General features: G+C 41.3%; 14 protein-coding genes and 2 rRNA genes (1 of these 16 only partly in view). 15 read left to right on the plus strand and 1 reads right to left on the minus strand.

Going from position 1 to position 19,855, the window contains the following annotated elements; all coding sequences use genetic code 11:
* The 7 genes from ACNSN2_RS04770 to ihfA all read left to right on the plus strand — a co-directional run.
* Nucleotides 1–2,377: ribosomal RNA gene (locus ACNSN2_RS04770) — 23S ribosomal RNA — on the plus strand; it begins 508 nt to the left of the window's first position.
* Nucleotides 2,378–2,515: 138 nt separating this feature from the next.
* Nucleotides 2,516–2,630 (plus strand): 5S ribosomal RNA (rrf, locus tag ACNSN2_RS04775).
* A 338-nt stretch (nucleotides 2,631–2,968) separates the two neighbouring features.
* Nucleotides 2,969–4,024 (plus strand): DUF2066 domain-containing protein, encoded by a 1,056-nt coding sequence (locus ACNSN2_RS04780; RefSeq protein WP_054201186.1) that lies wholly within the window; start codon nucleotides 2,969–2,971, stop codon nucleotides 4,022–4,024.
* The gene (hda, locus tag ACNSN2_RS04785) at nucleotides 4,024–4,734 is read left to right on the plus strand and encodes a DnaA regulatory inactivator Hda (protein ID WP_175573822.1); all 711 of its coding nucleotides are present in this window, start codon (nucleotides 4,024–4,026) and stop codon (nucleotides 4,732–4,734) included. Before ACNSN2_RS04780 ends, hda begins: the two co-directional genes overlap by 1 nt.
* 82 nt (nucleotides 4,735–4,816) lie before the next feature.
* Nucleotides 4,817–5,797 (plus strand): phenylalanine--tRNA ligase subunit alpha, encoded by a 981-nt coding sequence (pheS, locus tag ACNSN2_RS04790; protein WP_418608660.1) that lies wholly within the window; start codon nucleotides 4,817–4,819, stop codon nucleotides 5,795–5,797.
* Nucleotides 5,798–5,812: 15 nt separating this feature from the next.
* Complete coding sequence (pheT, locus tag ACNSN2_RS04795) at nucleotides 5,813–8,200, plus strand: phenylalanine--tRNA ligase subunit beta (protein ID WP_418608661.1); 2,388 nt, start codon at nucleotides 5,813–5,815, stop codon at nucleotides 8,198–8,200.
* Nucleotides 8,201–8,202: 2 nt separating this feature from the next.
* Nucleotides 8,203–8,499 carry an integration host factor subunit alpha gene (ihfA, locus tag ACNSN2_RS04800; protein ID WP_008114070.1) on the plus strand — a complete coding sequence of 99 codons (297 nt, stop codon included), beginning with the start codon at nucleotides 8,203–8,205 and terminating at the stop codon, nucleotides 8,497–8,499.
* Nucleotides 8,500–8,540: 41 nt separating this feature from the next.
* Here the strand turns inward: ihfA and ACNSN2_RS04805 are convergent, their stop codons facing one another.
* Nucleotides 8,541–9,338: a DUF2989 domain-containing protein gene (locus tag ACNSN2_RS04805; protein ID WP_418608662.1), complete on the minus strand. Its 798-nt coding sequence runs from the start codon at nucleotides 9,336–9,338 to the stop codon at nucleotides 8,541–8,543.
* A gap of 439 nt (nucleotides 9,339–9,777) precedes the next feature.
* On the opposite strand from ACNSN2_RS04805, the gene ACNSN2_RS04810 reads away from it, so the two are divergent.
* From ACNSN2_RS04810 to ACNSN2_RS04845, 8 genes are all read left to right on the plus strand, one after another.
* The gene (locus ACNSN2_RS04810; protein ID WP_418608663.1) at nucleotides 9,778–11,220 is read left to right on the plus strand and encodes a glyceraldehyde-3-phosphate dehydrogenase; all 1,443 of its coding nucleotides are present in this window, start codon (nucleotides 9,778–9,780) and stop codon (nucleotides 11,218–11,220) included.
* A 192-nt stretch (nucleotides 11,221–11,412) separates the two neighbouring features.
* The gene (locus ACNSN2_RS04815) at nucleotides 11,413–12,540 is read left to right on the plus strand and encodes a M14 family metallopeptidase (RefSeq protein ID WP_054200633.1); all 1,128 of its coding nucleotides are present in this window, start codon (nucleotides 11,413–11,415) and stop codon (nucleotides 12,538–12,540) included.
* 373 nt (nucleotides 12,541–12,913) lie between these two features.
* Nucleotides 12,914–14,416 carry an alanine/glycine:cation symporter family protein gene (locus ACNSN2_RS04820; RefSeq protein WP_010392877.1) on the plus strand — a complete coding sequence of 501 codons (1,503 nt, stop codon included), beginning with the start codon at nucleotides 12,914–12,916 and terminating at the stop codon, nucleotides 14,414–14,416.
* Between the two features lie 123 nt (nucleotides 14,417–14,539).
* Nucleotides 14,540–14,866, plus strand: a complete 327-nt coding sequence (locus tag ACNSN2_RS04825) for a hypothetical protein (protein ID WP_008114079.1) — start codon at nucleotides 14,540–14,542, stop codon at nucleotides 14,864–14,866.
* Between the two features lies 1 nt (nucleotide 14,867).
* Nucleotides 14,868–15,149, plus strand: a complete 282-nt coding sequence (locus ACNSN2_RS04830; RefSeq protein ID WP_008114080.1) for a YeaC family protein — start codon at nucleotides 14,868–14,870, stop codon at nucleotides 15,147–15,149.
* On the plus strand, nucleotides 15,139–17,823 hold the full coding sequence (locus ACNSN2_RS04835; protein ID WP_418608665.1) for a DUF349 domain-containing protein: 2,685 nt from the start codon (nucleotides 15,139–15,141) through the stop codon (nucleotides 17,821–17,823). The genes ACNSN2_RS04830 and ACNSN2_RS04835 overlap by 11 nt, the downstream gene beginning before the upstream one ends.
* 100 nt (nucleotides 17,824–17,923) lie before the next feature.
* A complete protein-coding gene (locus ACNSN2_RS04840) occupies nucleotides 17,924–18,478 on the plus strand; it encodes a DUF1439 domain-containing protein (protein WP_010392868.1) in 555 nt (184 codons plus the stop codon).
* Nucleotides 18,479–18,542: 64 nt separating this feature from the next.
* The gene (locus tag ACNSN2_RS04845; protein WP_418608666.1) at nucleotides 18,543–19,844 is read left to right on the plus strand and encodes an ABC1 kinase family protein; all 1,302 of its coding nucleotides are present in this window, start codon (nucleotides 18,543–18,545) and stop codon (nucleotides 19,842–19,844) included.
* The last annotated feature ends 11 nt before the right edge of the window (nucleotides 19,845–19,855 follow it).

Consider the following 19,855-nt stretch of genomic DNA (forward strand, 5'->3'; position numbering starts at 1 on the left):
ACGTACAAGCAGTAGGAGCCCTTCGAGGGTGACTGCGTACCTTTTGTATAATGGGTCAGCGACTTATATTTTGTAGCGAGGTTAACCGATTAGGGTAGCCGTAGGGAAACCGAGTCTTAACTGGGCGAATAGTTGCAAGGTATAGACCCGAAACCCGGTGATCTAGCCATGGGCAGGTTGAAGGTTGAGTAACATCAACTGGAGGACCGAACCCACTAACGTTGAAAAGTTAGGGGATGACCTGTGGTTAGGAGTGAAAGGCTAATCAAACCGGGAGATAGCTGGTTCTCCCCGAAATCTATTTAGGTAGAGCCTCGGACGAATACTTACGGGGGTAGAGCACTGTTAAGGCTAGGGGGTCATCCCGACTTACCAACCCTTTGCAAACTCCGAATACCGTAAAGTAATATCCGGGAGACACACGGCGGGTGCTAACGTCCGTCGTGAAGAGGGAAACAACCCAGACCGCCAGCTAAGGTCCCAAAGTCATAGTTAAGTGGGAAACGATGTGGAAAGGCCCAGACAGCCAGGAGGTTGGCTTAGAAGCAGCCATCCTTTAAAGAAAGCGTAATAGCTCACTGGTCGAGTCGGTCTGCGCGGAAGATGTAACGGGGCTAAACTATGCACCGAAGCTGCGGATTCAGAATTTATTCTGAGTGGTAGGGGAGCGTTCTGTAAGCGGTTGAAGGTGTACCGGGAGGTATGCTGGACGTATCAGAAGTGCGAATGCTGACATGAGTAACGATAATGCGGGTGAAAAACCCGCACGCCGGAAGACCAAGGGTTCCTATCCCATGTTAATCAGGGTAGGGTAAGTCGACCCCTAAGGCGAGGCCGAAAGGCGTAGTCGATGGGAAACGGATTAATATTTCCGTACTTGGTATAATTGCGATGGGGGGACGGAGCAGGCTAAGCAAGCATGGCGATGGTAGTCCATGTGAAAGTGTGTAGGCTAGTGACTTAGGTAAATCCGGGTTGCTGTTAGGCTGAGACACGAGACGAGTCACCAAGGTGATGAAGTTGCTGATGCCATACTTCCAGGAAAAGCCTCTAAGCTTCAGATTATACCGAATCGTACCCCAAACCGACACAGGTGGTCAGGTAGAGAATACTAAGGCGCTTGAGAGAACTCGGGTGAAGGAACTAGGCAAAATCGTACCGTAACTTCGGGAGAAGGTACGCTCCGATTGGTGATGAGACTTGCTCTCTAAGCTGATTGGAGCCGCAGTGACCAGGTGGCTGGGACTGTTTATTAAAAACACAGCACTGTGCAAAATCGCAAGATGACGTATACGGTGTGACACCTGCCCGGTGCCGGAAGGTTAATTGATGGGGTTATCTTCGGAGAAGCTCTTGATCGAAGCCCCGGTAAACGGCGGCCGTAACTATAACGGTCCTAAGGTAGCGAAATTCCTTGTCGGGTAAGTTCCGACCTGCACGAATGGTGTAACCATGGCCACGCTGTCTCCACCCGAGACTCAGTGAAATTGAAATCGCAGTGAAGATGCTGTGTACCCGCGGCTAGACGGAAAGACCCCGTGAACCTTTACTACAGCTTGGCACTGAACATTGAACCTACATGTGTAGGATAGGTGGGAGACTTAGAAGCAGAGACGCTAGTTTTTGTGGAGTCGTCCTTGAAATACCACCCTTGTAGTTTTGATGTTCTAACGTTGGCCCCTGAATCGGGGTTACGGACAGTGCCTGGTGGGTAGTTTGACTGGGGCGGTCTCCTCCCAAAGAGTAACGGAGGAGCACGAAGGTTGGCTAAGTACGGTCGGACATCGTACGGTTAGTGTAATGGTAGAAGCCAGCTTAACTGCGAGACAGACACGTCGAGCAGGTACGAAAGTAGGTCATAGTGATCCGGTGGTTCTGAATGGAAGGGCCATCGCTCAACGGATAAAAGGTACTCCGGGGATAACAGGCTGATACCGCCCAAGAGTTCATATCGACGGCGGTGTTTGGCACCTCGATGTCGGCTCATCACATCCTGGGGCTGAAGTCGGTCCCAAGGGTATGGCTGTTCGCCATTTAAAGTGGTACGCGAGCTGGGTTTAGAACGTCGTGAGACAGTTCGGTCCCTATCTGCCGTGGGCGTTTGAGAATTGAGAGGGGTTGCTCCTAGTACGAGAGGACCGGAGTGAACGAACCGCTGGTGTTCGGGTTGTCATGCCAATGGCATTGCCCGGTAGCTACGTTCGGAACTGATAAGCGCTGAAAGCATCTAAGCGCGAAGCAGGCCTCGAGATGAGTTCTCACTAGACTTTTAAAGTCTCTGAAGGGCCGTTGAAGACTACAACGTTGATAGGCAAGATGTGGAAGTGGTGTGAGCCATTAAGCTAACTTGTACTAATTACCCGTGAGGCTTAACCATACAACGCCAAACGCGTTTTATGTGATAGTGAAACAAGCGAAGAAGTTAATATAACTAAAGTAGATACTAGAAGACTTTATTATCAGAAATTCCAAATTTTAGTTAGTGCGTAGCGATACGGACTGACACCCAAATTTGCTTGGTGACAATAGCGTTTTGGACCCACCTGACCCCATGCCGAACTCAGTAGTGAAACGAAACAGCGCCGATGATAGTGTAGCATTTGTTATGTGAAAGTAGGACATTACCAGGCTCCAAATAAGAGAAAGCCCGATTCGAAAGAGTCGGGCTTTTTTACGTCTGCAGGAAAGTGAAAATATCAGCTATCAGCTATCAGCTATCAGCCGTCAGCTATCAGTTGCACAGCGTTAACCAGGCAACCGTAGAGTGGGTTTAGTATCTCGACAATATTCTAGGTGATTGCCGTAATTAAGTAGAGAACCGACTTCAATTAGTCGGTATTTACTTTGAGGTTTTTTATGATCATTAAAGCGAGCTTAATGGCGTTAGTGACTGAGAAAAATATAATTTTGCTTTGTTAGTGGCTTTGATTTAGGATCAAAACAGTTTAAAACCATGAATGATTTGCCTGTGTATAGATTATTAATTAGCGCCTTATCCATTTTCTTTTGTGTTTCTGTATCAGCAGTTGAAGTAACTGATCTATATCAAGATATTTTGGTCGTAGAAGATAAATCTCGTGATACTCGTTTAGACGCTAGCCGCAAAGCGTTGCTTAACGTATTAGTAAAAGTGAGTGGTGACAAAAGCGCAGATGAAAATCGAGTCGCTAAGCAACGCACTAAAGATATATCCGATTATATGCTGAAATTTGAATATGATGAGCGTATCCCCGGAGAGCTTAAATTATTAGTTAAGTTTGAAGCACGAAAAATCGATGCACTAATCAAAGAGCTTAATTTGCCATTATGGGGAATGCAACGACCACTGGTTGCAATCTGGTTAGGGATTGAAGATAACAGGCAACGAGAGTTAGTAACTCAAGAAAGTTACCCACAGTTAGAGCAGCTAATTTATGATAAGGCAAGCCGTCGTGGATTACCTGTCGTTGTACCTTTGCTTGATTTACAAGATAGACGCCTTGTTGGTGTCCCTGAGGTTTGGGGAAACTTTTCTGAACCAGTAGAAGAGGCATCTAAACGTTACAGTGCTGAGCGCAGTATTACTGCTAGAATGTATCAAGAGTTTAACTCCGATAATTGGGTATTAGATTGGCGTTTTACTAATGACGAAATGTTTGAATCTAACCGAATTATTGGCTATAGACAGCAAATTGTTGCGCAAATGATTGATGATTTAGCGCAAGGTTTAGCTGGCGAATATGCGATCGATCCGAATGCGTATTATGAGCAACGTACTGCCAATTTGACCTTAAAAGGGACAGATAATTTTGTGGATATAGAGTTGGCAAAGCGCCGTCTACTCAACCTAAGTGTTGTCACCCAAGCGGTTATTATACGTAAAACTCCCGATTCTGTTGAATTTAAGCTAGATCATACCGGCACTGTAAACGATCTTAAAAAAGCCCTTGGTCTTGATAATGCCTTTAAAGATTATGTCGACCCCCGTGCTTTTTATCACATAGTTGATAAGCAAAGCCTAGAGTATCAATGGGTTGAAAACTAATGCTAACTCAAGAGCCAATGCAAATGGCGCTACCGGTTACTTTACCGGATGATGAAACATTTGCCTCTTATTTTGGGGGAGAAGACTCATTAGAGGTTAACCACCTTAAAGATAGCTTTTCTAAGCTATCTCAAGCTTTTCAGTATACTTATTTGTGTGGCTTAGGAGACTCAGGTAAATCCCATTTGTTATACGCCACCTGTATTCAAGCCCAGGAGAGCGGCTTATCGAATATGCTGCTATCAATGCGAGAAGTTTTACATTTTGGCCCGATGGTTTTAGATGGTCTTGAGGCGCTAGATGTATTATGTATTGATGATGTTCACTTAGTGGCGGGTAATGATGCATGGGAAAAAGCGTTATTTAATTTCTTCAACCGCTTTAATGAGCCTAATAAAATGTTGGTAGTAACTGCTGATTTACTGCCAAATATGCTTAATATTAGCTTGCCTGATTTAGAATCACGCTTGAAGTGGGGTACCACCTTTCAAATTCGCTCTATGAGTGATGATGATAAAGCACAAGCGCTAGTAAAGCGGGCAAACATGCGCGGTCTTGAACTGAGTGACGAATGCGCGCGGTTTTTATTAACCCGTTTAAGTCGTGATATGCGCGCATTATTGGATGTATTAGACAAATTAGATCACGCATCCATGGCCGCACAGCGAAAATTAACTATTCCTTTCATAAAATCAACGCTAAAGCTGTAGTAGGTCTAGAATCTAGACCCCGCTTTCAGTTATCATTAGCTAACTAAATTGTAATCACCTTCTTTGAAAGATCAGGTATCGAATGAACTTAGAAAATATATTAGCGCAAGCACTTGAGGCAGTTGCCAGTGCCAGTGAAATCGCGCAACTAGAAGAGATCAGGGTTAACTACCTTGGTAAAAAAGGCGAGATCACCAGCTTACTTAAAACACTGGGTAAAATTGCTCCTGAAGAACGCAAAGAAGCAGGCCAGGTAATCAATCAAGCTAAGCAAGATGTGCAAAGCGCAATTAATGACAAGCGTGAGCTGTTAGCGAGTAAAGTACTTGAAGAAAAACTAGCTGCTGAAACTATCGATGTAACTTTACCAGGGCGCGTTATGCCTTCTGGTGGCCTTCACCCTGTAACACGTACAATTGAGCGTATTGAAAGCTTTTTTGGTGAACTAGGCTTTGAAGTTAAATCAGGCCCTGAAGTTGAAGATGATTTTCATAACTTTGATGCGCTAAATATTCCTGAGCACCATCCTGCTCGCGCCGACCACGATACCTTTTACTTTAATCCTAAGTTGGTGTTGCGTACTCAAACTAGTGGTGTGCAAATTCGTACCATGGAAACAGAGCAGCCGCCGCTTCGTATAATTTCACCAGGGCGTGTATATCGTAATGACTACGACCAAACACATACACCTATGTTCCATCAGGTGGAAGGTTTAATGGTCGATACGGACGTTAGCTTTACTGAGCTCAAAGGTATTTTACATGACTTCTTACGTAACTTTTTTGAAGAAGATATGGAAATTCGTTTCCGTCCTTCATTCTTCCCATTTACAGAGCCCTCAGCCGAAGTTGATGTAATGGGTAAAGATGGTAAATGGTTAGAAGTATTAGGCTGTGGCATGGTTCACCCTAACGTACTTAAGTCTGTTGGTATCGATCCTGAAAAATACACCGGTTTTGCCTTTGGTATGGGTGTAGAGCGCTTAACTATGTTGCGTTACGGCGTAAACGATTTACGTGCGTTTTTCGAAAACGACTTAAAATTCCTAAACCAGTTCCGTTAAGAGTGAAGAAATAAAATGAAATTTAGTGAAAAGTGGTTAAGAGAGTGGGTAAATCCTGCAATTGATACGCAAGCTCTTTCGGAACAGCTTTCAATGGCTGGTTTAGAAGTAGATGGCGTAGAGCCGGCAGCAGCCAAATTTAATGGTGTTGTTGTAGGTGAGGTGGTTGAATGTGGCCAGCACCCTGATGCAGATAAACTACGTGTAACAAAAATTAATGTTGGTGGTGATGAACTGCTTGATATTGTTTGTGGTGCACCAAATTGCCGCCAAGGTATTAAAGTTGCTGTTGCCACTGTTGGTGCAGTATTACCAGGTGATTTTAAAATTAAAAAGGCCAAACTTCGTGGTCAACCATCACACGGCATGTTGTGTGCGTTTGATGAGCTAGGCATTAGCGAAGAAGGCGATGGCATTATGGAATTGCCGCTTGACGCGCCGATTGGCACAGATTTACGCGAATACTTAGGGTTAGATGACAACATCATAGATGTAGATTTAACCCCTAACCGTGGTGACTGTTTAGGTATTAAAGGCCTTGCTCGTGAAGTTGGCGTACTGAACAGCATTGATGTTAATACATTAAGTATTCCAGCGGTAGCACCGACAATTGAAGATAAAGTATCAATAGAGTTGGTTAACGATGAAGCTTGTCCTCGTTATTTAGGGCGTGTTATCAAAGGCATTAACCTTAATGCTGAAACACCTCTATGGATGGTTGAAAAGCTACGCCGCAGTGGTGTGCGTTCAATCGACCCGGTAGTTGATGTGACTAACTTTGTGTTATTAGAGCTTGGTCACCCAATGCATGCATTTGATTTAAATGCTATTGAGGGTGGAATTAAAGTACGTAGTGCAAACGCAGGTGAAGAATTAGTTTTACTTGATGGTAACACTGCAAAGTTAAATGAATCGACATTAGTGATTGCCGATCATCATAAAGCGCTAGCCATTGCTGGTATTTTTGGTGGTGAGCAATCTGGCGTTACTGAAAAAACAGCTGATATTCTGTTAGAAAGCGCATTCTTTAACCCTGTTGCCATTGCTGGTCAAGCACGTAGCTACGGTTTACACACCGATGCATCTCATCGCTATGAGCGTGGTGTAGACTTTGCTCTACAACATGATGCAATGGAGCGCGCTACAGCGTTACTGCTTGAAATTGTTGGTGGTGAAGCGGGTCCTGTTGTTGAAGCTGTGGCTGCTGATAAGTTACCAAAGGTAACTGAAGTACGTTTACGTCGTTCACGTTTAGACCGCGTTATTGGTCATCATATTGAAGATACGAAAGTAACCGATATTCTGACGCGTTTAGGACTTGATGTTAAATTTGACAATGATAGCTGGAGTGCTGATGTACCAAGCTACCGTTTTGATATTCGTATCGAAGAAGATTTAATTGAAGAAGTTGCACGTGTATACGGTTATAACAGCATTCCTAATGTTGCACCAACTGCAAAACTGAAAATGACCACGCATGATGAGTCAACTGTTGCCCTGAGCCGTTTTCGTAATGCCTTAGTAACACGTGGCTATCAAGAAGCCATTACTTACAGTTTTGTTGACCCTAAAGCGCAAGCTATTTTACACCCTGAGTGTAATGCATTGGTATTGCCGCACCCAATTTCAATTGAAATGTCAGCGATGCGTGTAAGTTTAATGCCAGGGTTGCTTTCATCTGTTGCGTATAACCAAAACCGCCAACAACCTCGTATTCGCTTATTTGAACACGGCCTTAAGTTTATCAGTGATGAAAATGCTGAAAATGGTGTATACCAAGTGCCTGTTATTGGTGGCGTTATTACTGGTTTGGTTCATGGTGAGCATTGGGTTGAAGAAAAACGTAACGTTGATTTTTATGACCTAAAAGGGGATGTTGAAGCATTACTTGCAATTACCAACGATGTTAGCCGCTTTGAAATTAAAGCTGAGCAATCGGATGGTCTTCACCCTGGCCAGTCTGCCGTTATTTATGTTGATGGTAAAAAAGTAGGTTTCTTTGGTGCATTACATCCTCAAGCGCAAAAATCGTTAGATATCAACAATGCTACTTTTGTGTTTGAAATTGAAATGTCGGCATTAGAAAAAAGAAATTTACCTCAAGCTGTAGGGGTGTCTAAATTCCCATCAAATCGCCGCGACATCGCGATTTTAGTACAAGACAGCGTTAAAATTGGTGATATTTTAAACGTCATCGGAAAAGTTGGCGGAAATCAATTGGTTGACCTAAACTTATTCGATGTGTATAAGGGCAAAGGTATTGAGCCAAATTATAAGAGTTTGGCGATTGCTCTAACACTGCAGGCGGTTGATAGAACACTCGAAGAGAAAGATATCAATCAGGTAGTTGATAACGTGGTGGCCGCACTGGCCGAACAGTTTAATGCATCGTTGAGGGACTAGATATGGCGCTTACTAAAGCCGACATAGCTGAACACCTATTTGAAAAGCTCGGGATCAATAAAAAAGATGCCAAAGATTTAGTTGAAGCGTTTTTTGAAGAAATCCGCTCAGCGCTTGAAAAAGGCGAGCAGATTAAGCTCTCTGGATTTGGTAACTTTGATCTTCGAGATAAGAAAGAAAGACCGGGACGTAATCCGAAAACGGGAGAAGATATTCCAATTTCAGCGCGTCGCGTAGTTACTTTTAGGCCGGGGCAAAAGTTAAAGACCCGTGTCGAAGTAGGCACAAGCAAAAAATAAACAAAAAGGCAGCGCAAGCTGCCTTTTTTGTATCTGTTGTATTATTTCCGGGGAGAAATAAATTTTCCTTGGTTTATTTGGTGTAATGTTTGCTCGGCGAGGGCATCTAAACTGTCTAAATTCTTTTCTTGTGCTATTAATTGCTGCTCAATTAATAATATATCGATATTTTTTATACCAGAGAGCTCTGCTATTTTGGCAAAAATGTACGCGTGCTTATATTGGTGGTGCTTATAGAAAAGGCTAATTAAAGAGGTGTATATTTCTGGATCAGGTATTTGCTTAGCTTGATTTAATGCCAATGTGTTGTATAAAAAATCAATTGCTTTTTGCTCATCAACTTTAATGTAATAAGACGCTAAATAAAATTGCATTTCAGCACTCGTTTCCACCTCGGGGGTATTTTCTAGAGCAAGTAGCCGGGTGAGTGCCGTTTCATCATTGTTTCTTGACCAATGGTAATAGAGTAGGCCGGGGTGAGTGGTTGCTTGTGTTTGCTGATAAATACGTGCCATTTCTCTATTACTGGTGAGATATGCTCGTCGACGGGCGGTAGTTTTACCTTTTAGTTTTATATGCTGAATATTAGCGGCTAAGTCAATACATTGGTTGTAATGCTCAAACGCTTTGAGTAGTTGATATTTGTTCTCATCGGTTGGTTGTAAGGATTCGAGGTAGCGATAAAAGATTGTATGTTCTCGTTGTGCTTTACAGTGGCCATCTTGGTTAAGATCATTGCACATGGCTGGTGATTGCACACAAATATCTTCCACGGTAAAAGATTCTTCACATCCTGCAAGCAACAATGCAAAAGTGAGGGTTATGTGCTTAAAAGCCATCCGAGTCTCTCAATTTATTAGGGTCTGTTGACCTTTCAAGGTTGAATTTGCAGCAGTCTGTTTGGTATTGAGGCAAGGCAGAGCCTATGTGGTGTGGTTATTCCCCATAAATAGGCGATAACGCAGCATCAATGCCAAACAGGCGCTGCCCGAAGGGTTCTGCCTAGGGGCGATTTACTCTTTGTTGCTCGGTTTTGACTTAGCCCACTAGCTTACAAACCTCGCGCCGCGATTAAATTGCCCCTAGTTTGAACAAATTTTAATCCGCAAAGGTCAACAGACCCTCATATAATATTATTCTAGCCTAAACTTTAGTCTCTAACAGTAGAGAATAAAATGAGATTAAATTAGAATAGGCCTGCCCGAAGGAATGTGTTGCTCTCAAAATTCGATACATTCTTAGGCTATCCGTTCAAAATTGTTTAATTAGGTAAAAAAAATGACCTCATCTCACGAGTTAGAATACACAAGTAGCTGGCAAGAACGTCAAGATTACGCTGAAAGCATGCAACCAATTATTGGTAAATTGTACCGTAATCGTGGTATTGAAATCGCTGTTTACGGCCGTCCATTAGTAAACTCAAGCACTATTGATATTATTAAGTCTCACAAATCAGTAGCCCAGTTTGAAGGAACTAAACTTCGCCTACGTGAAAGCTTCCCATTCTTAGAAGCTATCAGCAAAATGGAATTAAATTCTGCCCGTATCGATATTGGTAAATTAGCATACAGCTATTTATACACAGAGGCTGCGAATGGCCGTTCAGTAGAAGAGTTCGTTAAAGACGAGCTAGCTGAAATTGTTAATTCTGAGCCTAAAGCGCCACGTGACGTAGTACTTTACGGCTTTGGTCGTATCGGTCGCTTATTAGCACGTTTGTTAATTGAAAAGTCAGGCCCATACGCCGACTTAAACCTACGCGCTATTGTTGTGCGTGGTGGTAAAGACGGCGATTTAGAAAAACGTGCAAGCTTATTGCGTCGTGATTCTATCCATGGCCCGTTTAATGGTTCAATTACCATTGATAAAGAACGTAATGCTATTAAAGCTAATGGTAGCTACATTCAAGTTATCTACGCTAATTCGCCAAGCGAAGTTGATTACAGTGCCTACGGTATCGAAAACGCACTTGTTGTTGATAACACAGGTATTTGGAAAGATGAAGCTGGCCTTGGTCAACACTTAGAATCTAAAGGTGCTGCAAAAGTATTATTAACAGCGCCAGCTAAGGGCAACATTAAAAATATCGTTTACGGTGTAAATAACCAAGATATTTTACCTGAAGATAAAATTGTATGTGCTGCAAGTTGTACAACTAATGCAATAACACCAACATTGAAAGCATTAAACGATCAGTTTGGTATTAAGAATGGTCACGTTGAAACAGTTCACTCATACACTAATGACCAAAACTTAATTGATAACTACCACAAAGCAGAACGTCGTGGTCGTGCTGCGGCATTAAACATGGTTATCACTGAAACAGGTGCAGCTAAAGCGGTATCTAAAGCATTACCAGAGCTTGAAGGTAAACTAACAGGTAACGCAATTCGTGTACCTACACCAAACGTATCGTTAGCTATCTTAAACTTGAATCTTGAAAAGAGCACGACGGTTGAAGAACTTAATGCGTTTTTACGTGAAACAGCACTTCACTCAGACCTACGTGATCAAATCGATTACACAGCATCAACTGAAATCGTGTCTACCGATTTAGTGGGTAGCCGTTACGCAGGTGTTGTTGATTCTCAAGCAACGATTGTAGATGAAAACCGTGTTGTACTTTACGTATGGTACGACAATGAGTTTGGTTATAGCTGTCAGGTAGTTCGCTGTATGCGCGATATGGCAGAAGTCTCATTCCCAAGTTTACCTCGATAAACACTTGAGCAATTAAAAAAAGCCAGCACTTGCTGGCTTTTTTAGGTCTGAAGATTTTTAAAGTGTAGTGGTTATGGTACGCTTTATTAAATTGAGTACGTAGTAATAGCCGTTTAAAGTGCATTAACACGTACTTACCTCTTGGCTAAATCCTTTGGTCAAGACACACAGTTAACTAATAGGTTTGTTGTAATGAAAATCAGTAGCAATTTTGACAGTGGTAATATTAAAGTTATTGAAGCCACCGATCCGTTAAATATTCAGTTAGAAATTAATAAAGATCATCAGTCTGAGTTTTATCAGTGGTTTCACTTTCGTCTTGAAACAACGCCTTATCAATTACATCAGTTAAATATTAATAATCTTGATAAGTCTGCATACCCAGATGGTTGGGTAGACTACCAAGCTGTTGCCTCATACGACCGTCAAACATGGTTTCGTGTACCGTCTTCGTATGAAAATGGCACACTAACATTTGAGCTTGAGCCTGAGTGTAGCAGCGTTTACTTTGCCTATTTTGCTCCTTACAGCTACGACCGCCATTTAGACTTATTATCATGGGCACAAAGCCAAGAGCTTTGTCAGTTAGAGACGCTAGGTCAAACCCTTGATGGCCGTGATATGAGCGTGCTTAAAATTGGTCAGCCAAGTGCAGATAAAAAAATCATCTGGGTCACGGCTCGCCAACACCCAGGTGAAACTATGGCAGAGTGGTTTGTAGAAGGCTTATTACACAAGCTGCTTGACGATGAAGACCCACATGCAGCAGCCTTACTATCAAAAGCGGTATTCTATGTAGTGCCAAATATGAATCCAGATGGCAGTGCACGTGGTCACTTACGTACTAATGCTAAAGGGGTTAACTTAAACCGTGAATGGCAAACACCAAGCATGGAAAATAGTCCTGAAGTTTACTTAGTGCTTAATAAAATGCGAGAAGCAGGCTTAGATATGCACCTTGACATTCACGGGGATGAAGCCATTCCATATAACTTTGTTGCCGGTAGTGAAGGCATACCAAGTTATGATGCACGCCTAAAAGGCCTTGAAGACAGCTTTAAAGCCGCGCTTTTAACTATTACTCCAGAGTTTCAAGATACGCATGGCTACGATAAAGACGAACCAGGTCAAGCTAATTTAACAGTAGGTTCATCAGCGACCGCTGAAGAATTTAAAGCGCTTACTTACACCGTTGAAATGCCATTTAAAGATAATAATGACTTACCTGATCCAGATTACGGCTGGTCAGATCGTCGTTCATATCAATTTGGTCAAGATACCTTAGCAGCCATTGTTAATGTTGTAGACAACTTAAGATAAAACGCTTGTTTTAAAGGGTATCAATAATTTTGATGCCCTTTTTATTTTAGGCTAAACCGGCCGTATCAAAAAATAAAAATCATTTCCCACCATCACACTAAAACGTTTCAATACACCTTCTCGACAGATTTAATAACCTATAATTTTAATCCATTCCCACTTAGTTAAACGTTGTCTTAGCAGGCTCAATATAAATAAACAATAAGTTGTTTTGAAAATTAACTGTTAACAAGGTTGGGTACTTAAGTTAATATCGATTGAACAATAAGAAAGACGAAAAAGATTAACCCCTTATTTCGTAAAGCTTATGACAGGTATTCTGAGTAGCAGAGTATGGTAATTAATAATAATAAATATAACTGTGAGGATGTTCATGGAAGCTTTTGTAAGCGCCGTTAATGATGTTGTTTGGAGTAATGCACTCATCTATTTATGCCTAGGCGCAGGCTTATTTTACTCCGTACTAACTCGATTTGCTCAAGTTAGACATTTTAAAGAAATGTGTAAGCTATTATTTAGCCCCAACACCTCAGAAAAAGGGATCTCATCTTTTCAAGCTCTTGCTGTTTCATTGTCTGGTCGAGTAGGGGTTGGTAATATTGCCGGTGTTGCTGCCGCAATTGGTTTTGGTGGCCCTGGCGCTATCTTTTGGATGTGGGTTGTTGCTTTTTTAGGTGCAAGCACTGCATACGCAGAATCAACATTAGGTCAAATTTATAAATTAGAAGAAGACGGCCAATACCGCGGTGGTCCAGCCTATTATTTTGACCGTTGTTTAGGACAAAAGTGGCTGGCTGTTTTATTTGCTGTGTCGGCAATTATAGCCTGTGGGGTTTTTCTGCCGGGCGTACAAGCAAACGCTGTAGGTAATGCATTCACTCAAGTATTTGGTGATGGCACTATGGTGTCTACAACTTTTGGTGACGTAGGCAGTTTTAAACTCGTTGCATTGGCCATTATTCTAATTGTTTTAGCGTTTATTATTTTTGGTGGTATAAAGCGCATTGCTAATTTTACGCAAATTGTAGTGCCATTTATGGCGCTTGGTTACATCGTATTGGCCTTAATTATCGTCTTTTTAAATATAGACAAAGTACCAGGCATTTTCTCGCTTATTATTGGTGATGCATTTACAGCCCAAGCAGGCTTTGGTGCTGCAATTGCTTGGGGTGTTAAGCGTGGTATCTATTCTAATGAAGCCGGTCAAGGTACAGGTCCTCATGCTGCGGCCGCGGCAGAAGTTGATCACCCTGCACAGCAAGGTCTAGTTCAAGCTTTTTCTGTTTATGTTGATACACTTTTTGTTTGTACAGCAACTGCATTAATGATTTTAATAACGCAGCAATACAACATTGTTGGTGAATTACCTGCGGGTCAATTCATTATACAAAATGTTGATGCGGCAACTGAAGTGGGGTCAGCAGCCTTTACCCAAATGGCGTTGTTTAGTGTATTTGGTAGCTTTGGAGAAGCGTTTGTAGGTATCGCTTTATTCTTCTTTGCTTTTACCACTATACTTGCTTATTACTTCATTGCTGAGACTAATATCGCGTACTTAAATCGCTACTTTAAAGGAAGTATTCCGCTTGTAGTGGTAAAACTTATGATTATGTTTATGGTAGCCTACGGCATGGTTAACAGTTCCGGTTATATATGGACTATTGGCGACATAGGCGTTGGCTTAATGGCGTGGATCAACATATTGGGTATATTAGCCATTTTCTTTGTCGCTAAACCGGCCTTATCATGTTTGAGCGATTATGAAGAACAAAAGAAAAAAGGTGGAAAAATCATATTTGATCCCGTTAAGTTAGGGATTAAAAATGCTACCTTCTGGGAAAAGCGCCTTGAAAAGCAATCAAAAGACGCTGAATAAACAGACCCTAATAACCTAATATGAACTATTGGGTTAAATTCAAAAAAGACAAAGAGCAATAAAACAAGTACAATGAAAAGCGCCGAAAGGCGCTTTTTTTATGCGTAGTATGGAGAGAGATGTATGGCGATTATTCGTTGCCCCAAATGTGCAAAATCAATTTCAGATAAACATCCGCAGTGTCCACATTGCCAAAGTAACGTTGCTGAATTAAATGCCGAGCAAGTTCAACAACTTCAACGTGAGCAGCGAATTAAAAAGCAGCAAATGTTTATGAACCACTCCTTTTTAGCGCTGATCTTATTTTTAGGTGGCTTCTTTTGTTTGTACTTCCTACAACCTCAAGAAAAAACACTTCAGTGGTATGCGTATACCTCAGCTATAGGCATTGGCTGTATTTGGTACCTTATTAACCGTATTATTTTAGTGACTCTGAAAAAGAAAAAATGACATGAATATTGACAACTTAGTACAGAATATTACTCCAGAATTATTTGAGCGCCTACAATATGGTGCATCAACAGGAAAGTGGCCAGATGGCACACCTTTATCAGATGAACAAAAACAACAAACAGTGCAACTTGTGATGTTGTATCAAGCAAAAGTAGCACAATCAAACGAGCAGTTTACCATTGGTGCAGATGGAGAAATGATCCAAAAAACCAAAGCGCAACTACAAAAAGAATTTAAATCAGATAACGAAATAGCTAGGTTCAGTGAAAATGATCTTTAAACACCTTTTTACACCAAAATGGAAACACCCGAAGCAACAAGTTCGTTTAGATGCGATTGAAAAACTTGATGTAGCACGCGACGTAACAATTTTAAGCACCTTAGCGCTTGAAGACTCATCGGCTGAAATTCGTCGTAAAGCACTGCAAAAAGTAAACGATTTACCGCTTTGGTGGAAAGCTTACAAGCAAGATCAGGCATTAAAAGATGTGGCTGAGCAACAAATTTCGTCTGCTGTATTAAACAGTGAAAGTAGCTTATCGGCACAGATTAAAAATGAGTATATTGAACGCTTTGCACCGATTAAAACCCTTGAAAAACTAGCATTTGCAGAAAAAGAACTGCAAGTGAGAGTTAAGCTATTAAAACGCCTAGCAAACCCTAAACTGATTGAAAAAGCCTTTAAAGAAGCCAATGAAGAGCTGCAAAAGCAGTTAGTTGATTTAGTGATTACTCAGCAGTTAACTAAAGCTTTGTTAAAGCATGCTCAAGGTGAAGCTAAAGTAGCGCTTGAAAGTCATCTTGAAAACGAGCGTTTAGCACTTGAAATGCCATCGCAAGTTGAAAACGCAACCCGTGTTATTTTAGCCAAGCTTAATGCATTGCGTGATAAACACGACTACGCCATTGTTGACCCACAAGCCGCAGAGCTCATGGCACAATGGCAAGCTCTAGAATTAAAATGGCTAAGTGAAGAACATGTAAAAACTCTTGATGCTAAGTATATTTCAATTACCGATAAGCTTGATGCCCACATTGCCATACTAAAAGCGCAGCACGAAGTAGAGCAGCAACGTTTAGCTCAGCAACAGCGCCAAGTGTTAGCGTTAGCTACGTTAGAAGCATTAAGTGAAGAAATTGAGAATGCATTACAGTTAGGGTTAGAAACGCCAGAGCAAATTCAGCAAGACTGGCTTAATGCAAAAGTAGCGCAAGCGAAAGACACGCTAGATAAAACTGAACTGGTGGCTGATCAGCAATCAAAACAAGTGATTAATAAGCTTGAGCAATTATTCTCACAAGTTGCTAAGTTGCCTGAGCTAACTGCGGCGATTAAAGAATATAAAATTGCCTACAATGCGCTTAGTGAAATAAAACCTGCAGAGCAACTTAGCGATTACGATCAACAGTTAACAGCATTCAATAATACCTTTAAAACTGCACGCAGCCACTTAAATTTACTTAGCGCTGATTTACAAGCGTCATTCAAAACTCAGCTTAATGCGCATAAGAAGCAGTTCTTAGCTTCAATGAGCGAACTTACTAAGCCGCTAGAAAAAACTCAAAGCCAAGCTAAGCGAAAAGCGCGTGATGTTAAACGTTTAATTGAAGAAGGGCGTTTTAATGTTGCATTTGGTGTATTTAAAGGCTTCGAAGAGCTATTTAATGCCCTAACTGAGAAATACCAACAGCCGCTGGTTAACTTAAAAGCTGACCTAGAAGCGCAGCTAGCTGATGCTAAAGATTGGCAAAAGTATGCAGCGGCTCCTAAACGCACTGCACTTTTAGAAGAAGTAACACTGCTAGTTGATGAGCCTTGTAACGATCCGCAACAGCGTGCTGACCAAGTTAAAGTATTGCGTAAGCGTTGGAATGAACTAGGTCGCCTTGATACAGAGCAAGAAAAGCAGCAAGGAAATGAGTTTGATGAAAAAATTGAGCTATTGTTCGCACCTTGTCGTAGTTATTTCGCAGAGCAAGAAATCCAGCGTGAAGCGGCTAAAGTAGAGCGTGAGCAACTAATAGCGCAAATGCATGCACTGCATTTACAAGCGACAGAGGATGCTGATTTAGATTGGAAACAATTTGAAAGCCACTACAACCGATTACAAAAAGCATGGCGTAGTGTAGGTAAAGTTGATCCTAAAACATACCGAATTTTAAACGAGCGTTATAAGGCAGAACAGCAGCTAGTTGTATCTTCACTTAATGCGTTTCATAAAGGCAATGCCGCACTTAAAAATGAGCTCGTTGAGCAAGCGCAACAGCTATCTCAAAGTGAAAACCTAGCAGAGGCGTGTCAGCAGTTAAAGCAGTTACAGCAACAATGGCAGAGTATAGGGTTTGCAGGCTTAAAAGCTGAGAATGCACTATGGCAAAAATTTCGTGAGTTTAATGATGCAACATTCACTAAACGCAGCGAAGAGTTTGAGCAGCAAAAACGCGAGCAAGGTGAATCAGATAAGCTAGCAACAGCCGAACTAAATGAGCTCGAAGCGGCTTTAAATAGTGTTGAAGGTAAAGCCCAATTACTTGATCTGCAAACCAAAGTTAAAGGGTATATGCCATTTAAATCGTTAACGCCTAAAGTATCCGCTTTATTGTCAGCTATAGATGAAAAGCTAACCGGATTAGCTGCCAAAAACGAACAAGCTAACTTAAACGCATTATTTGTTGCGCTTGAGAATAATGAACCAGTGCCAAGTCAGTATACTGGTGTGGTAAAAACGTCATTAAGTATCGAGCAGTTGCTAACCCGTATGGAAATACTAGCCAACGTGAGTTCGCATGGCTCAGCGCAAAGAATGGTTGAGCAAGTGGCAATGCTAGATGACAAGCACCGTGGTGACCACGCTGATTTAAACTATTATTTAAAGCAATTAATAGCACTCAGCGAAGGTTCAGTCACAACTGACACACTAGCAAGGTTAAAAGTTATTTTTGCTGTAAATTAAGCGCAATGACTTTTATCAACTAAAATAAAAAAAACCGCTATTAAAGCGGTTTTTTATTATGGCTACTTACTGCCAATACGATTAATGAATAGGGTTTTGCATGAAAATTTTTGTTTTTATTTCACTATTATTCTTAACTGCTTGTAACAGTACTCAGGGTATTTCGGTTTATTCATTTACAAATTCAGAGGTTGAGTCGTTACTAAATAAAGAGTTACCTAAATTAAGTGAAAAAGTTAGCCTGATGGGCTTACCTGTGCAGTTTGATGTAAATGATTTAAGCGTTAATATTGGTCCCGACAACAGTGATTATGTTTTATTAGGTGCTGATTCGAGCGCCGAGATTAATGCCTTTGCATTAAAGTATCCTGTGCGTTTAAAGTTACAAATACAAGGCACGCCTTTTTATGATAGCGAGAAAAAAGCCGTATTTTTACGTAATGTTAAGTTACGCGATTCAAGTATCGATGCAGGGGGTTTTAAAGGTAATTTAGAAGTGCTGGATAACGAGGCGATGGATGTCATGAATGCATTTTTAGCGGTTAACCCTGTTTATAAGTTAAATATGAACGACCCTAAAATGGCACTGTTAAGTAATTTACCCTTAGATTTAAAAGTAGTCGAAGGCGCGATTAAACTAGTACCTCGGTTATAATTTAGATCCAACAAGCGTAATAAAACGTATTAATTGACCTTATTATTAATAGATTAGGTTAATTATGGCTAATGAGCGATCCGTTCCCACCTCTCGACTTTCACGATTTGCAAAGTTAGGCTCATTAGCCACCGGCGTTGCCACAAATATGTTAGTGGGCGGTGCCAAAAGTGCGCTTAGTGGTAAAGGCTGGGATAATAAGAGCTTATTACTCCAGCCGAAAAATATTGAAAACTTAGCTATTCAGCTGTCGCATCTTCGCGGTGCGGCAATGAAGCTTGGGCAGTTACTTTCAATGGATGCTGGCGACTTATTAACTCCAGAGCTTGCGCAGTTACTGTCTTTGTTGCGTGCCGATGCCAACCCAATGCCACATAAGCAATTAGTGAGCGTGCTAAAAGAGCAATGGGGAGATGACTGGTTATCGCGTTTTTCTCATATTGAGCTAAGACCGTTTGCAGCTGCATCAATTGGGCAGGTTCATTTAGCTTATATAGAAAATGGTGCTCAATTAGCGGTTAAAATTCAATACCCAGGTATTGCTAAAAGTGTGGTAAGCGACGTAGATAATGTGATCACTTTACTTACTTTATCGCGATTATTACCTAAAGAATTGGATATAAAACTCTTAGTTGAAGAAGCGAAAGCGCAGTTACTAGCTGAGGCTGATTACACCCTAGAAGCACAGTATTTAGCACGCTATAAAAACTTATTATCGACTAACCCCCACTTTAAAGTGCCTAGTGTGTATGTAGAGCACAGCACTGCGCAGGTACTTACAATGGAGTATGTTGATGCCAAACCTATAGAAGGCATTTGTGATCTATCCGCTGCTGAGCGAAGTCATGTTGCAGAGCAACTAATTGATTTGTTTTTTAAAGAAATGTTTGAGTTTAAGTTAATTCAAACCGACCCTAACTTTGCTAATTACCATTACCAACCAGAGTCACAAAAAATTGTGTTATTTGATTTTGGTGCCACCCGAGAAATTACGGCTACTCTTAGTGATGCTTATTTAGCCCTGTTTAAAGCTGGCAGTAATAATGATCGTGAAGGCGTGCTCAATGCTGCCACTGCTATTGGCTATTTTAAAGACGCTCTAAAAGATGACTATAAAGAAAGAGTAATTGATTTATTTTTAATGGCTTGCGAGCCACTTCGCTATAATGGTGAGTTTGATTTTAAAAACAGTGAGCTTGCTAGCAACATCAAAGATGCCGGATTACAGTTAAGCGCACAGTCGCAGCAGTGGCATACCCCTCCTGTGGATGCATTGTTTATTCATCGTAAATTAGCTGGCTTATATTTAATTGCAGCGCGTTTAGAAGCCAAAATAAATATTAAGGCGTTATTTAGCCATTATTAAGTGCTAAAGCA

This window comes from Pseudoalteromonas sp. US3C1013 (genome assembly GCF_048401115.1).
Classification (GTDB): Bacteria; Pseudomonadota; Gammaproteobacteria; order Enterobacterales; family Alteromonadaceae; genus Pseudoalteromonas; species Pseudoalteromonas undina.

Coding starts and splice junctions, on each gene's coding strand:
- ACNSN2_RS04815 (WP_054200633.1), top strand. CDS start 11,413: ATGAAAATCAGTAGCAATTTTGACAGTGGTAATATTAAAGTTATTGAA.
- ACNSN2_RS04845 (WP_418608666.1), top strand. CDS start 18,543: ATGGCTAATGAGCGATCCGTTCCCACCTCTCGACTTTCACGATTTGCA.
- ACNSN2_RS04830 (WP_008114080.1), top strand. CDS start 14,868: ATGAATATTGACAACTTAGTACAGAATATTACTCCAGAATTATTTGAG.
- ACNSN2_RS04825 (WP_008114079.1), top strand. CDS start 14,540: ATGGCGATTATTCGTTGCCCCAAATGTGCAAAATCAATTTCAGATAAA.
- ACNSN2_RS04810 (WP_418608663.1), top strand. CDS start 9,778: ATGACCTCATCTCACGAGTTAGAATACACAAGTAGCTGGCAAGAACGT.
- ACNSN2_RS04835 (WP_418608665.1), top strand. CDS start 15,139: ATGATCTTTAAACACCTTTTTACACCAAAATGGAAACACCCGAAGCAA.
- ihfA (WP_008114070.1), top strand. CDS start 8,203: ATGGCGCTTACTAAAGCCGACATAGCTGAACACCTATTTGAAAAGCTC.
- ACNSN2_RS04805 (WP_418608662.1), bottom strand. CDS start 9,338: ATGGCTTTTAAGCACATAACCCTCACTTTTGCATTGTTGCTTGCAGGA.
- hda (WP_175573822.1), top strand. CDS start 4,024: ATGCTAACTCAAGAGCCAATGCAAATGGCGCTACCGGTTACTTTACCG.
- pheT (WP_418608661.1), top strand. CDS start 5,813: ATGAAATTTAGTGAAAAGTGGTTAAGAGAGTGGGTAAATCCTGCAATT.
- ACNSN2_RS04820 (WP_010392877.1), top strand. CDS start 12,914: ATGGAAGCTTTTGTAAGCGCCGTTAATGATGTTGTTTGGAGTAATGCA.
- pheS (WP_418608660.1), top strand. CDS start 4,817: ATGAACTTAGAAAATATATTAGCGCAAGCACTTGAGGCAGTTGCCAGT.
- ACNSN2_RS04840 (WP_010392868.1), top strand. CDS start 17,924: ATGAAAATTTTTGTTTTTATTTCACTATTATTCTTAACTGCTTGTAAC.